Here is a 17,902-nt window from a genome sequence, read left to right as displayed (position 1 = left end):
CGACCGCGTCAGCGCTCGCGTACGCGGACGATCTTCAGTCCCGGTGAGGACAGGATGTCCTTCTCACAGAACCGGGACGTCACCCACTTCTCCCCGGAGAACAACCGCGTCTGGTCAGCGAAGTGCGGCGATTTCGGGTTCGAGGACTGGGAGTACGTCAGCAGCGTACGGGCCACCGGGCAGCGACCGCCGTCCCAGCCCACGGCCTGGATGTAGCTCGACCCGGTCGTCACCTCCGTATAGCCGCCGACCGCCGGGTTCCACACGGGCTCCACCTTGTTCCACACGCCCAGCGACTCGGTGCCGCCCGGAACGGGGATGCGCCGGCCGTTCCGCACGACGAACTGGTGCTCCCCGAGCCGGGAGTCGAGCGCGATGCCCGCCGCCCGCAGCTCGGTCACCGTGTCCGCGAGTGCCGTGGCGAAGCCCGGTGCCGCCGTGTCGAGCGTGTTCGGGGTGTGCACCGGATCGGCCGCCGAGAACGGGACCTTCCACAACCGGGCCGCCGGCACGGTCGCCGTCAGCTTGCGCCAGAACCGGTCGAAGAGCAGCGCGCCCCGGCTGTCGGTGTCCATGGAGCGGTCCCACCTCGCGAGCACCCCGCACGCCTCGCGCACGTCGACGGACGTGCCGTCGCCGCCGGTCGCCGTGCCGCCGGGCAGCGCGGCGCACGCCTTCGCCGCGTCCGTCGCGGCCAGGTCGCCCGCGGGCACCCGGTCGGCGAACTGCTGGGCCTGGAGGTCCCGTACGGTCAGGGCGCCCTTCTCGGCCAGAGCCGCCACGTCCTCGACCGCGCCCCGGGTGCGCAGCGAACGCGGCGTGCCGATCGTGCCGAAGACCCGCTCGTACCCGGTCAGCGGCTGGTCCGCGTTGGCCAGCCACGCGCTGTCGTTGGAGTTCTCCGCGTACGGGGCGTCCTTCAGGACCGGCATCTTCGCCGGCCCGAAGACGCCCAGTTGAACGGCGTCGGGGTCGCTGCCCAGCGCGCAGTCGCCGCGCGATCCGTCGAGGACCGCGACCCCCGACGCGGGATAGGTGACCTTGCCCAGGGGAGTGGAGCAGCGCTGCGCCAGCTCGTCGGTGATCCGGGGGAGCACCTGCGACTGCGTGAACAGTGTGTGGCCGGACGAGTCGGCGGCGATCGTGTTGACCCAGGGCAACCCCTGGGTGTCCCGGAGCGAGCCCAGCACGTCGGCCGTGCTGCGGGCCCTGCCGAAGCCGAGCGAGGTGTCGGATCCACGCAGGTTGGCGGCGTTGGGGTCGCCCAGCGCGTACGCCGTCGTGGACGTCCACGGCAGCGGCAGCGAGGAACCGAGCGAGGTGACCACGGGGCCGTACCGCGTCCACCACTGGGTCCGGGTCACCGGGGCGCCGTCCTTGACCTCGACGGTGACGGTGCGCTTCGTCATCCTCTCCGGCTTGCCGTCCACGAGGTACGCGGTGGGGTCGGCCGGATCGAGGGCGAGCTGATGGAGGTTGAGGGGGACACCGGTCGCGACGGTGTGGCTCCAGGCCACATGTGCGTTGTGACCTATGGACACCGCGGGCGAGCCGAGCAGCGAGCCGCCGGCCACGTTCAGCTCGCCGGGGATGGTCTGCTGCGACTGCCAGAAGCGGCGCCCGCCCTGCCAGGGATAGTGCGGATTGCCCAGCAGCAGTCCGCGTCCGTTCGCCGTCGTGGCGCCACTGAAGGCGACCGCGTTGGACCCCATGTCGGCGGAGTCCGCGGCGAGGAGTTCACGCGCGGCCCGGGCGGTGTCGCGGGCGTCGGGCGCGGCCGTCGGCGCCGTCGCCGAGGTGGGCGGCTGCGCCGCGGTGATCCCGTCCACCGCCCGGCCCTGCCCGCCGAGCACCGCGATCGCGAAGGAGTGCGCGGCGACGTCCAGGGACGTCACCGGACGCACCCAGGCGGCGTCCCGGCACGCCGGGTCCGTGATCCGGTTCTGCTCCAGCCAGGCGTTGTAGCCCGCCGCGAAGCCCCGCATCAGGTCCTTCACCTGACGGCTCGGGCCGCGCGGCGCCGGTTCGGCGAGCAGCTTCCGCACCGTGCCGGACTCCCGCACCCCGCGGAAGTACTGGTCGCTGGAGAGGTTCCTCGCGGCCGAGGACAGCGACATGTCGGGCGCCGCGTCGGGCCCGAAGTAACGCGAGCGTTCGCCGCGCACGGTCACGAAGCCGTCGGCGAGCGTGCACACCTGGTCGGCGGCCTGCGCCCATCCGGTGCCGAAACCGAGGTTCGCGTAGTCCTTCGCGACGATGTGCGGAATGCCGTATTCGGTGAAGCGGATCACGGCGGACAGACCGCCGTGGGACGGATGTTCCTGTCGTTCCCGGCTCTGTGCCGTGGCTGCCGGCAGTGCGGTGGTGGCGGTGAGCAGGGCGACGGCTGTGACGGCGAGCCGTCTCAGGCGGGTGCGCATCGTGCCTCCCAACGTCGTTGAGGGAAGGGGCGGTTGAGCGTATCAACGGGTATGTGGCCCCGCGGCATGGTGCTCGGCGGTGCTTGACCTCCTTCGGCGACGGACCGAGGATCATGTGTCATGACGCCTGGACGTGGCAGTACCGTTGACGGGGTGCTGCGCCGCAGTGCCCGACGCACTCCGGCACGCGTGGCGGTGGAGTACGCCGACCGTGCCTGGACGTACGACGAACTGGACCAGGCCGTCTCGCGCGCGGCCGGACTGCTCCTCGGCGAGGGACTCGTCCCCGGTGACCGGGTCGGCGCGTACGGCCACAACTCGGACGCGTATCTGATCGGTTTCCTCGCCTGTGCCCGCGCGGGCCTGGTGCACGTGCCGGTCAACCAGAACCTGACGGGCGACGACCTCGCGTACATCGTGAGCCAGTCGGGCAGCACACTGGTGCTGGCCGATCCCGGCCTCGCCGGTCAACTACCCGACGGCGTACGGACGTTGCCGCTGCGCGACACCGAGGACTCGCTGCTGGCGCGGCTGGCCTCGACACCCGCGTACGACGGCCCGGAGCCGCGCGGCGAGGACCTGGTGCAGTTGCTGTACACCTCCGGCACCACGGCCCTGCCGAAGGGCGCGATGATGACCCACCGCGCCCTGGTGCACGAGTACCTGAGCGCGATCACCGCCCTCGATCTCAGCGCGGGCGACCGCCCGGTGCACTCGCTGCCGCTGTACCACTCGGCCCAGATGCATGTGTTCCTGCTGCCGTACCTCGCGGTCGGCGCCACGAACACCATCCTCGACGCGCCGGACGGCGACCGCCTGTTCGACCTGATCGAGGCCGGCCGCGCGGACAGCCTGTTCGCCCCGCCCACGGTCTGGATCGCCCTGTCGGGACGCCCCGACTTCGCCACCCGCGACCTCGGCGGACTGCGCAAGGCGTACTACGGCGCGTCGATCATGCCGGTGCCCGTCCTCGAACGGCTGCGGGAACGGCTCCCGAAGCTGGCCCTCTACAACTGCTTCGGCCAGAGCGAGATCGGCCCCCTGGCGACCGTCCTCGCACCCGACGAGCACAAGGGCCGGATGGACTCCTGCGGCCGGCCCGTCCTCTTCGTGGACGCCCGCGTGGTCGACGAGGACGGCAAGGACGTGCCCGACGGCACCCCCGGCGAAGTCATCTACCGGTCCCCGCAGTTGTGCGAGGGATACTGGGACAAGCCCGAGGAGACCGCCGAGGCCTTCCGCGACGGCTGGTTCCACTCCGGCGACCTCGCGGTGCGCGACGCACACGGCTACTTCACCATCGTCGACCGGATGAAGGACGTCATCAACTCCGGTGGTGTCCTGGTCGCTTCACGCCAGGTCGAGGACGTGCTCTACACGCACGACGCCGTCGCCGAGGTCGCGGTGATCGGCCTGCCGGACGACCGGTGGATCGAGGCCGTCACCGCGGTGGTCGTCCCGCGCGGCGAGGTCACGCAGGAGGACCTCCTCGCCCACGCCCGCGAGAAGCTCGCCCACTTCAAGGCACCGAAGCGGGTGGTGTTCGTGGACGAACTGCCCCGCAACGCGAGCGGGAAGATCCTCAAGCGGGAGCTCAGGGACAGGTTTTCCGGCAGCTAGTGCCACGGCACTGGGTTCATGCCCGGGACCGGCCAGGACGCAGGTCCACGATCCGGCGGATCTTGCCCACGGACCGCTCCAGCGACTCCGGATCGACGATCTCGACGGAGACCGACACGCCGATACCGTCCTTCACAGCCGCCGTGATGGCCCGCGCGGCCGTGTCCCGGTCCTCGGGCGTGGCGTCGGGGCGGGCCTCCGCCCGGACGGTGAGGGCGTCCAGGCGGCCCTCGCGGGTGAGCCGGAGCTGGAAGTGCGGTGCGACACCCGGCGTGCGCAGCACGATCTCCTCGACCTGGGTGGGGAAGAGATTCACCCCGCGCAGGATCACCATGTCGTCGCTGCGGCCGGTCACCTTCTCCATACGCCTGAAGACACGGGCCGTGCCCGGCAGCAGGCGGGTCAGGTCCCGGGTCCGGTAACGGACGACCGGCATGGCCTCCTTGGTGAGCGAGGTGAAGACCAGCTCGCCCCGCTCGCCGTCGGGCAGCACCTCGCCGGTGATCGGATCGACGACCTCGGGGAAGAAGTGGTCCTCCCAGATGTGCAGCCCGTCCTTGGTCTCCACGCACTCCTGCGCGACCCCGGGGCCGATCACCTCCGACAGCCCGTATATGTCGACGGCGTCGATCGCGAACCGCTCCTCGATCTCCCGCCGCATCTGCTCGGTCCAGGGTTCGGCACCGAAGACACCCACCCGTAGCGAGGTGCCGCGCGGGTCGACGCCCTGACGCTCGAACTCGTCGAGGATCGTCAGCATGTACGACGGCGTCACCATGATGATCTCGGGCCGGAGGTCCTGGATCAGCTGGACCTGGCGGGCCGTCATGCCGCCGGACGCGGGGATGACCGTACAGCCGAGACGTTCCGCGCCGTAGTGCGCGCCGAGTCCGCCGGTGAACAGCCCATAGCCGTATGCCACATGCACCGTGTCACCGGGCCGCCCGCCCGCCGCGCGGATGGAGCGCGCCACCATGTCGGACCACAGGGAGAGGTCGCCGTCCGTGTAGCCGACGACCGTGGGGCGTCCGGTGGTGCCGCTCGACGCGTGCAGGCGCCGGATGCGGTCCTGGGGCACGGCGAACATCCCGTACGGATAGTTCTCCCGCAGGTCCGCCTTGGTGGTGAAGGGGAAACGGGCCAGGTCGGCCAGGGAGCGGCAGTCGTCCGGATGGAGTCCGGCCTTGTCGAAGGACTCCCGGTAGAAGGGCACATGGTCGTAGGCGTGCCGCAGCGAGGCCCGCAACCGCTCCAGCTGCACTGTTCGCAGCGCCTGCGCGTCGAGCCGTTCCCCCACGTCCAGCAGGTCCGTCGCGTCCGCCATACCTACCTCTCCCTCCGCACCACACAATCCGGACGACCGATCATTCGGTCGAGGTGTTCGGGATCAGTAATCCAGGCGATCCCCGACGAGGCAAGGGGACAGCCCGCACTTTCCTGAGGCGACCCCGCCGCGGCGGGCGTGCCCGGGTCACCGGCTCTGCCCTCGGCAGAGCGGCCGGTGGCCCGCCGGCCCCGTGGATACGGTCACCGGCATGGACACCGCACCACGCACCGTCAAGGCGAACGGCATCACCCTCGCGTACCGCGCCTGGGGTCCACAGGACGCGCCACCCCTGCTTCTGCTGCACTGCCGGGGCGCCGACGGCACGGACTGGGCGCCGATCGCCGAGCGGCTGGCCGCGGGAGTGCCGCCCCGCCGTGTGTACGCCCCCGACCTGCGCGGCCACGGCCGCAGCGACTGGCCCGGCACCGAACCGGGCGCGGGCCCCGAGGCGTATGCGTACGAGGCGATGAGTGCCGACGTCCTGGCCTTCCTCGGCGCCCTCGGCATCGACCGCGCCGACGTGATCGGCCACTCACTGGGAGGCGCCGTCGGCTACCTGCTCGCCCAACGCGCACCCGAGGTCGTACGACGTCTCGTCCTGGAGGACGTACCCGCGCCGATACCGCTCGATCCGCCCCGGCCGCCCGCCACTCGCCCCGACGGCGGCCTGCCCTTCGACTGGGAGATGATGCGGGCCACCGACGAACAGCGCAACGCCCCCGATCCCGTGTGGTGGGACCACATGGAGCGGATCACCATGCCCACACTGCTGATCGGGGGCGGGGCCACCAGCCTCATCCCGCAGGATCAGGTCGCCGTTCTCGCTGAACTGATCCCCGACACCCGACTGGTGACCGTCGACGCCGGACATCTGGTGCACCAGACCCGGCCGGAGGAGTTCCTGGCCGTCCTGGAGGAGTTCCTGACGGCGTGAGCGGTCATTGCTTGTATGCCGTCATGAAGCGGTCGCGGAACTTGTCCATGCCCCATGCCGGCGCGTTCTCGGCAGGCTTGAGCCCGTCGGTCCAGCCCCAGTCGGAGATCCTGTCCAGCACCTTCTTGTCGTGGGCGACGATCGTGATCGGCACGTCCTTGCTGGTGTCGCCGGCGGTGACCGTGGGGACCGGCTGGTGGTCGCCGAGGAAGACGAGGACCGTGTTCTCGTCGCCGTAGCGCTGGACCCACTCGATCAGACTGTCCAGGGAGTACTGGACGGCCTTCCGGTACTCGGTGCGGACGCGCTCCGGGTCCTGCCAGACCTCCTTGGGGTCCGTGCCCTCCTTCTTGATCTGCTCGAAGACGGAGCCGTCGCCGAGCTTGTCCCAGTCGGTCATGCGGGCGATGGGGGACCAGGGGTTGTGGCTGGAGGCCAGGATGATCTCCGCCATGATCGGATCGCGGTTCTTCTTGCCGTGCTCCAGGCGTTCGAAGGCCTCCAGGCTGAACTGGTCCGGCACGGGCGTCCAGCTGAAGTACGGGCCCTGATAGCCGAGGTGTGTGGAGTCGTAGATGTTGTCGAGGCCGAAGTACTTGCCCTCGGGCCAGGCCTTGCGCACACCAGGGACGATGCCGACCGTGCGCCAGGCGCCGGTCTTCTGGAAGTAGCTGGTGAGGGTCGCGCGGTCGCCGGTGGTCAGGGCCCGGTACCGCTGCTGGTTCTTGACCCACAGGCCGGACAGGAACGTCGAGTGGGCGAGCCAGCTGCCGGCGCCAGCCACCGGCGACCTGAGCCAGGCGCTGCGCGACTCGAAGCCGGCCGCCTTGAGCCGGCTCGTGCCATCCGTCAGGGTCGCGTCCAACTTCGGCGCCATCGCCGGGTCGTCGAGGGCGACACGGCCGTAGCTCTCTATGAAGGTGAACAAGACGTCCTTGCCGCGCAGCCCGGTCAGCAACTGGTCCGGCGGGGTGGCGGCGAAGGCGTCGACGGCGGCCTGCTTCTCGAAGACCTTGGCGTCGCCGAGGCCGTTGCGCACGCTCTCCACACGGTTGGCCAGGAACTCGGTGTTGCCCTTGGTCGCGATCGTGACTCCGCCGACCTGCGCGCCCAGGGTGAAGCAGGTGACCCACGCGGTGCCGAGGACGAGGGTGGTGTGGACGGCCGTCCGATGGTGCCGGGCCATGACGTTCGTCAGCCGCACCACCGCGAGGGTGCTCAGTGCGAGGACGGCGATCAGCAGGACGATCACCCCGGCTATCGCGAGCACCTCGCCCGAGCGGCCGAACGACTCCCTGACGAAGTCCGCGGCGTCGTCCAGCAGGATCCAGTCGAAGACGAGGTCGAACGGCCTGGCCAGGAACTGGTTGAAGCCCATGTCCAGGAACTTCAGGACGGTGAACAGCCCGAGGAAGACGCCTGAGACCACGGCTGTGATCCGCCGCGGCTTCCCAGGGAGCGCGAGCAGCACGCACGCCAGGACGATCCCCTCGACCGGCACGCGGAAGAAGGAGAGCAGCGAAAGCCGGTCGAGCCGGTTGGGCATGAGCAGCGCCGCGAGCACCACCGCACCGGCCAGCACGCTCGTTCCTACGGCCACACCGCGTGCGGCGCCGGGATAGCGGCGGCGCCATCCGAACCAGCCGGGTTTCGGGGAGCCAGGGGACTCGCCGGGGGCGGACCGGTCTTCGGCCGCCGCTTCCGCCGACTCGTCGGCGGTCTCGTCCGACTCCTCCGGCGCGGCTGTCTTCTGCTCGTTCGCCGGCGCGGCTTCCTTCTCCTCGTCGGCCGGTGCGGCTGCCTTCTCCTCTTCGGCCGGTGCTCCGGCCGTCTTGTCCTCGGCCGGTGCGGCTTCTTGCGTCTCTACGGCCGCCCCCCGAGCCGTGTCGGCGTCCTCACCCGCCTTCTCACCGGCCCCGTCCGCTCTCGTCCCGTCAGTCGCGGCGGTGTTGCCGCCGTCCGGGACCGCCTCACCCTCGGCGTCGGGCAGTTGACGATGGCGAGTGAAGAGCGACACTCGGCGGTCCTTCCGTGCAGTCGTGCAATGGCATGGCAAACAGGGCCCGAGGGCCGAGCCTGCCACCACCAGTACGTCCACACGTAGTCTTCGGTTCAACCGACGGACCCGGAATTCATCCGTCCGCTGCCGCGGCCACCTCCCGGGCCCACCGGTAGTCCGCCTTGCCGCTGGGCGACCGCCGGAGCGTCTCCGTGATCACCAGCCGACGCGGGATCTTGTAGCCGGCCAGCCGGGAACGGCAGTGGGACTGGATCTCCTCCAGGGACAGCCGCGCGGCGCCGCCGCGCAACTGCACCACGGCCGCGACCTGGTGTCCCCACATCGCGTCCGGCACCCCGGCCACCAGCGCGTCGTACACGTCCGGATGGGACTTGAGCGCCTGCTCGACCTCCTCCGGATACACCTTCTCCCCGCCCGTGTTGATGCACTGCGAGCCCCGCCCGAGAACGGTGACCACACCCTCCGCGTCGACGGTGGCCATGTCGCCGAGCAGCACCCACCGCTCGCCGTCCTTCTCGAAGAAGGTCTCGGCGGTCTTGCGCGCATCGTTGTAGTAGCCGAGCGGCACATGACCGCACTGTGCGATCCGCCCGACCTCGCCCACGGCGACCGGCTCGCGCGTCGCCGGATCCACCACCTGAGTACGGGAGTTGACGCGGACCCGGAAGCCCCGCTCGGGGCCGGAGTCCTCCGTGGCCGTGCCGTTGAAGCCCGACTCCGAGGAGCCGAAGTTGTTGAGCAGCATCACGTTCGGGACGAGCGCCTGGAACTGCCGTCGCACCGTGTCCGACATGATCGCCCCCGATGACGACACGTTGAACATCGACGACATGTCGGCGCCCCTCAGCGGACCTTCGAGCGCGTCGATCAGCGGACGCAGCATCGCGTCACCGACCAGCGACATGCTGGTCACCTTCTCCTTCTCGATCGTCCGCAGCACCTCCTCCGGCACGAACTTGCGGTGCAGCACCACTCGTTGGCCGAAGTTGAAGCCGATGAACGCGGTCAGCGTGGAGGTGCCGTGCATCAGGGGGGGAGCGGGCAGGAAGGTGATCCCCGACCCGCCGGCCGCGACCCGCTCGGCCAGCTCCTCGGGCTTCTTCACCGGCTCACCGGTCGGCGCGCCACCGCCGAGCCCCGAGAAGAAGAGATCCTCCTGACGCCACATCACGCCCTTGGGCATCCCGGTCGTGCCGCCCGTGTAGATGATGAACTGGTCGTCCCCCGAGCGGGACGCGAACCCGCGCTGCGGTGACGCTCCCGCCTCGGCGTCCGCGAACGCGACGGCCGCGACCTCGGCCGCTGCCGGTGCCGGCGCGCCGACACGCACCAGGTGCCGCAGCGCGTCCGTGTGCGGCAGCGCAGCCGCCACCAAGTCCGTGAACTCCGCGTCGAAGACCAGGCCCGCCAGGTCGGCGTCCCGATAGAGATAGACCAACTCCTCTTCCACATAGCGGTAGTTGACGTTGACCGGCACGATCCGCGCCTTCAGGCAGCCGAGCACGGTCTGCAGGTACTCGACGCCGTTGTACAGGTGCAGCCCGACGTGCTCGCCGGGACGCACTCCACCGTCGAGGAGATGGTGGCCGACACGGTTGGCGGCCGCGTCCAGCTCCGCGTACGTCAGACGGCGCTCCGCGCCCGTGCCGGGGTGGTCGACGTACACGAGCGCCTCGCGGTCCGGGACCACGTCGACGACCGACTCGAACAGGTCGGCAATGTTGTACTCCACCGCTCCTCCTGACCCCGGGCGTGCCTGGCATCGGTCGGTTCGCCGTCATCAGAGCAAAGGGCGCCACAACTGTGAAGGGCTCGCGTCGAAGAAATCTGACTGAGTGTCAGAAAACCCTTGAAGTGCCCCGGCGCCTACTGCAACCTGTTCTCGTTCTGTCAGAGGGGAGATGGCCCATGGCTGGGACGGAACACCTCACCGTGCGGCGCGAAGGCGCCACACTGGTACTCACGCTCAACAGGCCCGACGCCAAGAACGCGCTCTCGCTGTCGATGCTGGTCGGTCTGTACGACGGCTGGATCGAGGCCGACGCCGACGACGAGATCCGCTCGATCGTGCTCACCGGCGCCGGCGGAGCGTTCTGCGCGGGCATGGACCTCAAGGCCCTCGCCGGAAAGGGCATGGCAGGTGAGCACCTCCGGGACCGCCTGAAGGCCGACCCGGACCTGCACTGGAAGGCGATGCTGCGCCACCACCGCCCCCGCAAGCCGGTGATCGCCGCCGTCGAGGGGCACTGCGTCGCCGGCGGCACGGAGATCCTCCAGGGCACCGACATCCGGGTCGCGGGCGACTCCGCGACCTTCGGCCTGTTCGAGGTCAGGCGCGGCCTCTTCCCGATCGGCGGCTCCACGGTCCGGCTGCAGCGCCAGATCCCACGCACCCACGCCCTGGAGATGCTGCTCACCGGCCGCCCCTACAGCGCCCGCGAGGCCGCCGGCATCGGCCTGATCGGCCATGTCGTCCCCGACGGCGGCGCGCTCGCCAAGGCGTTGGAGATCGCCGAACAGATCAACGCCTGCGGCCCGTTGGCGGTCGAGGCCGTCAAGGCCTCGGTGTACGAGACCGCGGAACTGACCGAGGCCGACGGACTCGCCGCCGAACTCAAGCGCGGCTGGCCCGTCTTCGACACCGCCGACGCCAAGGAGGGCGCCCGCGCCTTCGCGGAGAAGCGACTCCCCGAGTACAAGCGCGCCTGACCCCCCGCCTGGACCGCGCCCGCCCTCCCTCGGAAGGAGACATCCGGGATGCCCGAAGTCCTCCAAGCCCCGCTCGTCGTCGAGTTCCCCTTCACCCGCTCCCTCGGCCCCGTCCAGAGCGCGTTCCTGACCGGCCTGCGTGAACGCGTCGTCCTCGGCGTACGCACCGGCGACGGCCGCGTCCTCGTCCCGCCCGTCGAGTACGACCCCGTCACCGCCGAGGAGATCGACCTCGGCGGCTGTGTCGAAGTAGCCTCCACCGGCACGGTCACCACCTGGGCCTGGAATCACGCGCCCCGCCGCGGCCAGCCACTGGCCACCCCGTTCGCCTGGGTCCTGGTCCGGCTCGACGGCGCGGACACCACCCTCCTGCACGCGCTCGACGCCCCCGGCCCGGACGCCGTGCACACCGGCATGCGGGTCCGGGTCCGCTGGGCCGACGAGCGCTCCGGCGCCATCACGGACATCGCCTGCTTCGAGCCGTACGACGGTGCCGACGACAAGGCCGCCCAGCGCGAACCCGCGGCGCACAGCGGCGAGTTCGAGAACCCGGTCACCGGCATCGTCGCCGCCGCCCGCCTCGACTACACCTACTCGCCCGGCCGCGCCCAGTCCGCCTACATCCACGCACTGGGCGACCGGCGCATGGTCGGCGAGCGCTGCCCGTCCTGCGAGAAGGTGTACGTGCCCCCGAGGGGTGCCTGCCCCACATGTGGTGTCGCCACATCGGAACAGGTCGAGGTGGGTCCGCGCGGCACGGTGACCACGTACTGCATCGTCAACATCAAGGCGAAGAACCTCGACATCGAGGTGCCATACGTCTACGCCCACATCGCCCTCGACGGCGCCGACCTCGCCCTGCACGGCCGGATCGGCGGCATTCCCTACGACCAGGTGCGTATGGGCCTGCGCGTCGAAGCCGTGTGGACGGACGACTCCCGCTACCCCGACCACTACCGACCGACCGGCGAACCCGACGCGGACTACGACACCTACAGGGAGCTGTTGTGACGCGAGAGATTGCGGTCGTCGCCTTCGCGCAGACCGACCACCGGCGTACCTCGCACGACGTCTCCGAGGTCGAGATGCTGATGCCGGTGCTGCACGACGTCCTCGCGCAGACCGGCCTGAAGACCGCGGACATCGGTTTCACCTGCTCCGGCTCCAGCGACTACCTCGCCGGGCGGGCCTTCTCCTTCACCCTCGCCCTCGACGGCGTCGGCGCCTGGCCGCCGATCTCCGAGTCGCATGTCGAGATGGACGGGGCGTGGGCCCTGTACGAGGCGTGGACCAAGCTGCTCACCGGCGACGCCGACACCGCGCTCGTGTACTCCTACGGCAAGTCGTCGCCCGGCTCCGTGCGTGACGTGCTGACCCGGCAACTCGACCCGTACTACGTGGCCCCTCTGTGGCCCGACTCCGTCGCGCTCGCCGCCCTCCAGGCGCAGGCGCTCATCGACGCGGGCGACACGGACGAGCCCGAGCTGGCGGCCGTCGCCGCCCGAAGCCGAGAGCACGCGTCGGCCAACTCCCACGCGCAGCTGAGAGGTGCGGTGCCGCAGGGGGAGTACGTCGTACGTCCCCTGCGCACCGGTGACTGCCCGCCCATCGGCGACGGTGCCGCCGCCGTGATCCTCGCGGCCGGGGACCGCGCCCGGGAAGTGTGCGCACGGCCCGCCTGGATCCGCGGCATCGACCACCGCATCGAGGCGCACGGCCTGGGCGTGCGGGACCTGACCGACTCGCCCTCCACCCGCCTGGCCGCCGAGAAGGCCGGCGCCTTCGACAGGCCCGTCGACACGGCCGAGCTGCACGCGCCCTTCACCTCGCAGGAGGTCGTCCTGCGCAAGGCACTCCGGCTGCACGACGACGTGCGCGTGAACCCGTCCGGAGGCGCGCTCGCCGCCCATCCCGTCATGGCGGCCGGACTCGTCCGGATCGGCGAGGCCGCCGCCCGCGTCCACCGCGGCGAGTCCGACCGCGCCCTCGGCCACGCCACCTCCGGCCCGTGTCTGCAACAGAACCTGGTCGCCGTACTCGAAGGGGATCCGCGATGAGCAAGGAGCCCGTGGCCGTCGTAGGCATCGGCCAGACCAAGCATGTCGCGGCGCGCCGGGACGTGTCGATCGCCGGGCTGGTCCGGGAGGCCGCCCGGCGCGCCCTCGACGACGCCGAGCTGACATGGGCGGACGTCGACGCCGTCGTCATCGGCAAGGCGCCCGACTTCTTCGAGGGCGTCATGATGCCCGAGCTCTACCTCGCCGACGCCCTGGGCGCCGTGGGCAAGCCGATGCTGCGGGTGCACACCGCCGGGTCCGTCGGCGGGTCCACCGCGCTGGTCGCCGCGAGCCTGGTCGCGGCCCGCGTCCACGGCACCGTGCTCACCCTCGCCTTCGAGAAGCAGTCCGAGTCGAACGCCATGTGGGGCCTGTCCCTGCCGATCCCCTTCCAGCAGCCCCTGCTCGCCGGAGCCGGCGGCTTCTTCGCGCCACATGTGCGCGCGTACATGCGGCGCAGCGGCGCGCCCGAGACAGTCGGTTCCCTCGTCGCCTACAAGAACCGGCGCAACGCGCTGAAGAACCCCTACGCACACCTCCACGAGCACGACATCACCCTGGAGAAGGTCCAGGCCTCGCCCATGCTCTGGGACCCCATCCGCTACTCGGAGACCTGCCCCTCCTCCGACGGCGCCTGCGCGATGATCCTCACCGACCGCGCCGGAGCCGCCCGCGCGCCTCGGCCCCCGGCCTGGATGCACGGCGGCGCGATGCGCAGCGAACCCACCCTCTTCGCCGGCAAGGACGCCGTGTCGCCGCAGGCCGGCAAGGACTGCGCGGCCGACGTCTACCGGCAGGCCGGGATCGCCGACCCGCGCCGGGAGATCGACGCCGTCGAGATGTACGTACCGTTCTCCTGGTACGAGCCCATGTGGCTGGAGAACCTCGGCTTCGCCGACGAGGGCGAGGGCTGGAAACTCACCGAGTCCGGGGTGACCGAGCTCGACGGTGACCTGCCCGTCGACATGTCGGGCGGTGTCCTGTCGACCAACCCCATCGGCGCCTCCGGCATGATCCGCTTCGCCGAGGCGGCACTCCAGGTGCGCGGCCAGGCCGGGGAACACCAGGTGGAAGGGGCGCGCAGAGTGCTCGGGCACGCCTACGGCGGCGGATCCCAGTTCTTCTCGATGTGGCTTGTGGGGTCGCGGCCACCCGACTCCTGAAAGGTCCCCCTCACGTGGCCTGTTGGCGTCAGGAACCGATCGCTAGGCTGGCCGCGGACGACGCAATCGGGAGGAGCACGGACGTGGCCGAGACCACCATCCAGCAGCAGCCGCTCATGGGCTGGGAGAAGCCCGAGCTTGACCTCAGCAAAGCCGAATGGCACTCCAGCAGCCGTGGCCTGGGGGATGTCCAGATCGCCTTTGTCGAGGGATTCATCGCGATGCGCAACAGCGGCCGCGCGGAGAGCCCTTCCCTGATCTTCACACCCGCGGAGTGGGGCGCGTTCATGTCGGGAGCGCGGGAAGGAGAGTTCGACCTCACCTGATCGCCGACCGACCCACCCTGGTCGTCGTGGGCAGCCACCGGCGGCGCCTGCCGGCACCCGTCGCCCGGGTGCCGTCGGCGCCCCGGAGAACTGAGCCGCCCCGCACCGGCCACATGTCGTAATGGTTGAAGCGGCCCCTACCATTAACTCCATGGAGGATTCGCTCAGCAGGGACGCCCGGCTCGTCCTGGACCTCGCCCTCACCCTCCGGCGCGACGGACACGGCGGGATCGCCGACGACCTGACCGACCCCGCCGGCCTCACCGCCTGGGTCCGGGCCCACCCCGAGGCCCTGCCGGGCGGCGTCGACTTCACCGCGGACGAGGCCGCCCTCACCGCCGTACGCGATCTGCGCGCCGCCGTCCGTGCCCTCTTCGCCCGGGCCGTGCGTCCCGGCGAACCGAGCCCCGCCGACGCGGACCGCCTCCTGCCCGTGCCCGAGGCACTGCACCGCCTCAACACGGCCGCCGCCGGCACCCCCACCGTGCCGGTGCTGCACTGGGCCGACGACGCCGAACCCGACGTACGGCACCGCGCCGTACAGGGCGGCGGCGACCTCGCCGCGGCGCTCGCGCACACCGCGATCGCCTTCCTCGCCGGACCGGACCGCCGACGCCTGCGCGCCTGCCGCGCGCCGCGCTGTGCGCGGTACTTCCTCGAACGGCACCCGCGCCAGGAGTGGTGCGAGCCGTCCTGCGGAAACCGGGCCCGGGTGGCCCGCCGTCACGAACGTCATCGCACGAGCGTCTAGGTCCGCCCACGCGCCACGGACCGGGCTCGGCCACGTACCATGGCCCCATGTCGTTCCTCCGCCGCCGCAGCGCCACTCCCGCCGGGCCCGACTTCGACGTCCTGGCCATGGACCCGAGCGACTGGCCCGGCAATCTGAACGCCGGCCTGCTGCCCGCCCCCGACGGCAGCTGCCAGGGCCTGTACCTGCGGTACGACCTGTTCGGCGGCCGCGGCCCCGCGATGATCATCGGCAATCTGCCGGAGGGCTCCCCGGCCCGCGACATCGCCGACGACGAGATCCCCTTCGAGGTGGCAGAGCTGCTGCTGGCCCTGGAGAACGACGAGGAGGTGAGTGTCGTCAGCACCGAGGACATGCCGGTGATGCAGGGCGACAACCTCCTGATCGTGCGTCGACTGAAGCTCTCCGAGAGCCGGATCTCCTGCGTGCAGTTCGACCGCAGCGACAACGTCCTGGTGACCATCGCCGCCTGGGACCGCCCCATCACCGACGACCTGTACGCCCTGCTGAAGCCGCTCCCGGCGGAGCTTTTCCAGCAGGGCTGAGGCGGCTACCCGGCCGACGGCACCACCCGTACGTCGGCGGCCCGCACGAACGCCACCCGGTGACCGAACTGGATCTCGTAGTACACGTCCTCGCCGATCACGACCCTGTGCGAGTCGGGGCTGAAGGTGACCGCGTAGTAGTACTCGCCCGGCAGCCTGTCCCCGACCACGTACCTCTGCCCCGCCGGCAGCTGGTACGGCAGCGGCGACACCGCCTGGGCGGGCACTCCCGTCGGATAGGCCGCCGCCTCCGGGTAGGCCCGACCGTAGACCGGGACGCTCTGCAGACCGGCCCTCGGTGTCACCACACGCCCCCTCGCGTTCACCGCGGTCGGGTTCTTCCCCGGGTTCCTGAACCAGGCCTTCTGGCCCAGATACCAGATCGCCGTCCAGTCGCCGTAGCGGTCGGCGACCGCGTACTGCTGGCCGGTGGAGACACGTGAGGACACGTCGTTCACCCCGGGAGTGGGGGCCGTGCCCAGACCGACGTCCTTGATCAGGGCGGAGTTCTCGTCGTGGTCGGAGTACAGCCGGACCTCGCTGGAGCCGTGGGCCGCGCAGGGCTTGCCCTGGGTGACGCAGCCCGTGTACTCAGGCTGGTTGTCGGCGTAGTCGGGGCGGATGGTAACCAGCCCGCCGTGCTTGCCCGCGCTGGGCGCGAAGGGACGCCCGAGCAGCTCGAAGTAGTGGCGCCAGTCCCAGTACGGGCCCGGATCGGTGTGCATGCCGGCGACGGTCGACGTGGTCGGGCCGGGCACGTTGTCGTGGCCCAGGATGTGCTGCCGGTCCAGGGGGATGTCGTACTTCCTGGCCAGGTACGTCACCAGTCGCGCCGACGAGCGGTACATCGCCTCCGTGTACCAGGCGTCCGGGTTCGCCAGGAAGCCCTCGTGCTCCAGACCGATCGACTTGGCGTTGACGTACCAGTTGCCCGCGTGCCAGGCCACATCCTTCGCCTTCACATGCTGGGCGATGTGACCGTCCGTCGACCGCAGCGAGTAGTTCCACGACACATAGGTCGGGTCTTGCACCAGGTCGAGAACGGTGTCCCAGGTGCCCTCGGTGTCGTGGATGACGATGTAGTCGATGCTCTGGGACGCCGGCCGGTCACCCAGGTCGTGGTTGCCGTAGTCGCCTTCGCCGAACTCCTCGTAGGGGGCGGGGATCCACTCGCAGGACACCGTCCTCGGGCACTCCGTCTCGCGCCGGTCGAGTGTCCGCAGCCCCGTCCGCGCGAGCTGCGCGGTGTCGGGGACCAGGTCGGGCTGGGCGGCCAGGGCGATCCGCCGACCGGTGTCCGTGGTGCGCTCCTCGCCGGTGCGCAGGACGTCGTACACGTCGTCGGCGTACGCGGCGGCCGTCGCGCTGTCGTCCGCGCCGGAGAACCGGGCCACGGCTCCGTACCAGTCGGCCGGATCCTCGCTCAACGGTTCGCCCAGGTCCTTCTGGGCCGCGGCGAGGAGCGCGGCACCACCGGCCACGTTCGAGGCGGGATCGGTCCGCAGCCGCTCGGCACTGAGACCCGTCAGCTCCGCCGCCCTCGACAGTGTCCTGAGCCGGGCCGGGAGCGCGGAACTCTCGGGGATCCTGGTCTCGGGGTGCAGCGGCGCGCGGGCGCCGTCGCCCCGTGCGTCCTCCGTGCCCTCGCTGTGGTGGGCCGGCGCGCCGGCGAGCGCGGCGCGGGCGTCGGTGAGGTGCATCGGGCCGTAGCCGCCGGTGACACTCGGCGCCCCGCCGTGGGTGTCCCAGCGGGACTGGAGGTAGGAGACGCCCAGGAGAACGCTCTGCGGTACCAGGTATTCGGAGGCCGCGGAGACGAAGGCCGACCGGAGACCGTCCGTGGTGCTCTGCGCCTCGGAGGGAGCCGCGCCGAGCAACGGCAGGAGCAGCGCGGCGGAGCCCAGCGAGCCGGCGGTTCTTCGGGCGGTTCTGTGCCCGGCGGTCCTACGGGGGACGGTGACGGATCCTCGCAAAGCAGCCTCCTGGGACGGACGGGCGATGAACCGTGCGGGGCCGGGCGTGCGTCAGTG

The 17,902-nt window shown here is 70.9% G+C and carries 14 protein-coding genes; 9 read left to right on the top strand and 5 right to left on the bottom strand.

Features of this window, described 5'->3' with window-relative positions; all coding sequences use genetic code 11:
- Positions 1–8 precede the first annotated feature (8 nt).
- Positions 9–2,420 (bottom strand): penicillin acylase family protein, encoded by a 2,412-nt coding sequence (locus tag AB0H86_RS21910; RefSeq protein WP_362441044.1) that lies wholly within the window; start codon positions 2,418–2,420, stop codon positions 9–11.
- 120 nt (positions 2,421–2,540) lie between these two features.
- On the opposite strand from AB0H86_RS21910, the gene AB0H86_RS21905 reads away from it, so the two are divergent.
- Entirely contained in the window at positions 2,541–4,040 is a 1,500-nt protein-coding gene (locus AB0H86_RS21905) for an acyl-CoA synthetase (protein ID WP_362441041.1), read from the top strand.
- A 16-nt stretch (positions 4,041–4,056) separates the two neighbouring features.
- On the opposite strand, the gene paaK is transcribed toward AB0H86_RS21905, so the two are convergent.
- Positions 4,057–5,364 (bottom strand): phenylacetate--CoA ligase PaaK, encoded by a 1,308-nt coding sequence (paaK, locus tag AB0H86_RS21900; RefSeq protein WP_362441038.1) that lies wholly within the window; start codon positions 5,362–5,364, stop codon positions 4,057–4,059.
- A gap of 211 nt (positions 5,365–5,575) precedes the next feature.
- Between paaK and AB0H86_RS21895 the strand changes: the two genes are divergently transcribed.
- Positions 5,576–6,301, top strand: coding sequence for an alpha/beta hydrolase (locus tag AB0H86_RS21895; RefSeq protein WP_362441035.1), 726 nt, complete (start codon positions 5,576–5,578; stop codon positions 6,299–6,301).
- A gap of 4 nt (positions 6,302–6,305) precedes the next feature.
- Here the strand turns inward: AB0H86_RS21895 and AB0H86_RS21890 are convergent, their stop codons facing one another.
- Together AB0H86_RS21890 and AB0H86_RS21885 are read right to left on the bottom strand one after the other, a co-directional pair.
- The gene (locus AB0H86_RS21890) at positions 6,306–8,318 is read right to left on the bottom strand and encodes a sulfatase (RefSeq protein WP_362441032.1); all 2,013 of its coding nucleotides are present in this window, start codon (positions 8,316–8,318) and stop codon (positions 6,306–6,308) included.
- 115 nt (positions 8,319–8,433) lie between these two features.
- Positions 8,434–10,053, bottom strand: a complete 1,620-nt coding sequence (locus AB0H86_RS21885) for an acyl-CoA synthetase (protein ID WP_362441030.1) — start codon at positions 10,051–10,053, stop codon at positions 8,434–8,436.
- A 176-nt stretch (positions 10,054–10,229) separates the two neighbouring features.
- On the opposite strand from AB0H86_RS21885, the gene AB0H86_RS21880 reads away from it, so the two are divergent.
- The 7 genes from AB0H86_RS21880 to AB0H86_RS21850 all read left to right on the top strand — a co-directional run bounded on the left by AB0H86_RS21880 (position 10,230) and on the right by AB0H86_RS21850 (position 15,872).
- Entirely contained in the window at positions 10,230–11,030 is an 801-nt protein-coding gene (locus AB0H86_RS21880; protein WP_362441027.1) for a crotonase/enoyl-CoA hydratase family protein, read from the top strand.
- Positions 11,031–11,078: 48 nt separating this feature from the next.
- Positions 11,079–12,041, top strand: coding sequence for an OB-fold domain-containing protein (locus AB0H86_RS21875; RefSeq protein ID WP_362441024.1), 963 nt, complete (start codon positions 11,079–11,081; stop codon positions 12,039–12,041).
- On the top strand, positions 12,038–13,087 hold the full coding sequence (locus tag AB0H86_RS21870; protein WP_362441021.1) for a thiolase domain-containing protein: 1,050 nt from the start codon (positions 12,038–12,040) through the stop codon (positions 13,085–13,087). Before AB0H86_RS21875 ends, AB0H86_RS21870 begins: the two co-directional genes overlap by 4 nt.
- Positions 13,084–14,250, top strand: a complete 1,167-nt coding sequence (locus AB0H86_RS21865) for a thiolase domain-containing protein (RefSeq protein ID WP_362441018.1) — start codon at positions 13,084–13,086, stop codon at positions 14,248–14,250. The genes AB0H86_RS21870 and AB0H86_RS21865 overlap by 4 nt, the downstream gene beginning before the upstream one ends.
- An 83-nt stretch (positions 14,251–14,333) precedes the next feature.
- A complete protein-coding gene (locus AB0H86_RS21860) occupies positions 14,334–14,576 on the top strand; it encodes a DUF397 domain-containing protein (protein WP_362441015.1) in 243 nt (80 codons plus the stop codon).
- Between the two features lie 151 nt (positions 14,577–14,727).
- On the top strand, positions 14,728–15,327 hold the full coding sequence (locus AB0H86_RS21855; RefSeq protein WP_362441012.1) for an ABATE domain-containing protein: 600 nt from the start codon (positions 14,728–14,730) through the stop codon (positions 15,325–15,327).
- Positions 15,328–15,374: 47 nt separating this feature from the next.
- The gene (locus AB0H86_RS21850) at positions 15,375–15,872 is read left to right on the top strand and encodes a hypothetical protein (protein WP_362441009.1); all 498 of its coding nucleotides are present in this window, start codon (positions 15,375–15,377) and stop codon (positions 15,870–15,872) included.
- A gap of 5 nt (positions 15,873–15,877) precedes the next feature.
- On the opposite strand, the gene AB0H86_RS21845 is transcribed toward AB0H86_RS21850, so the two are convergent.
- A complete protein-coding gene (locus AB0H86_RS21845) occupies positions 15,878–17,845 on the bottom strand; it encodes an N-acetylmuramoyl-L-alanine amidase (protein ID WP_362441006.1) in 1,968 nt (655 codons plus the stop codon).
- Between the last annotated feature and the right edge of the window lie 57 nt (positions 17,846–17,902).

Source organism: Streptomyces sp. NPDC050997, from assembly GCF_040660135.1.
Classification (GTDB): Bacteria; Actinomycetota; Actinomycetes; order Streptomycetales; family Streptomycetaceae; genus Streptomyces.
This window is presented reverse-complemented; position numbering and strand designations above follow the sequence as displayed.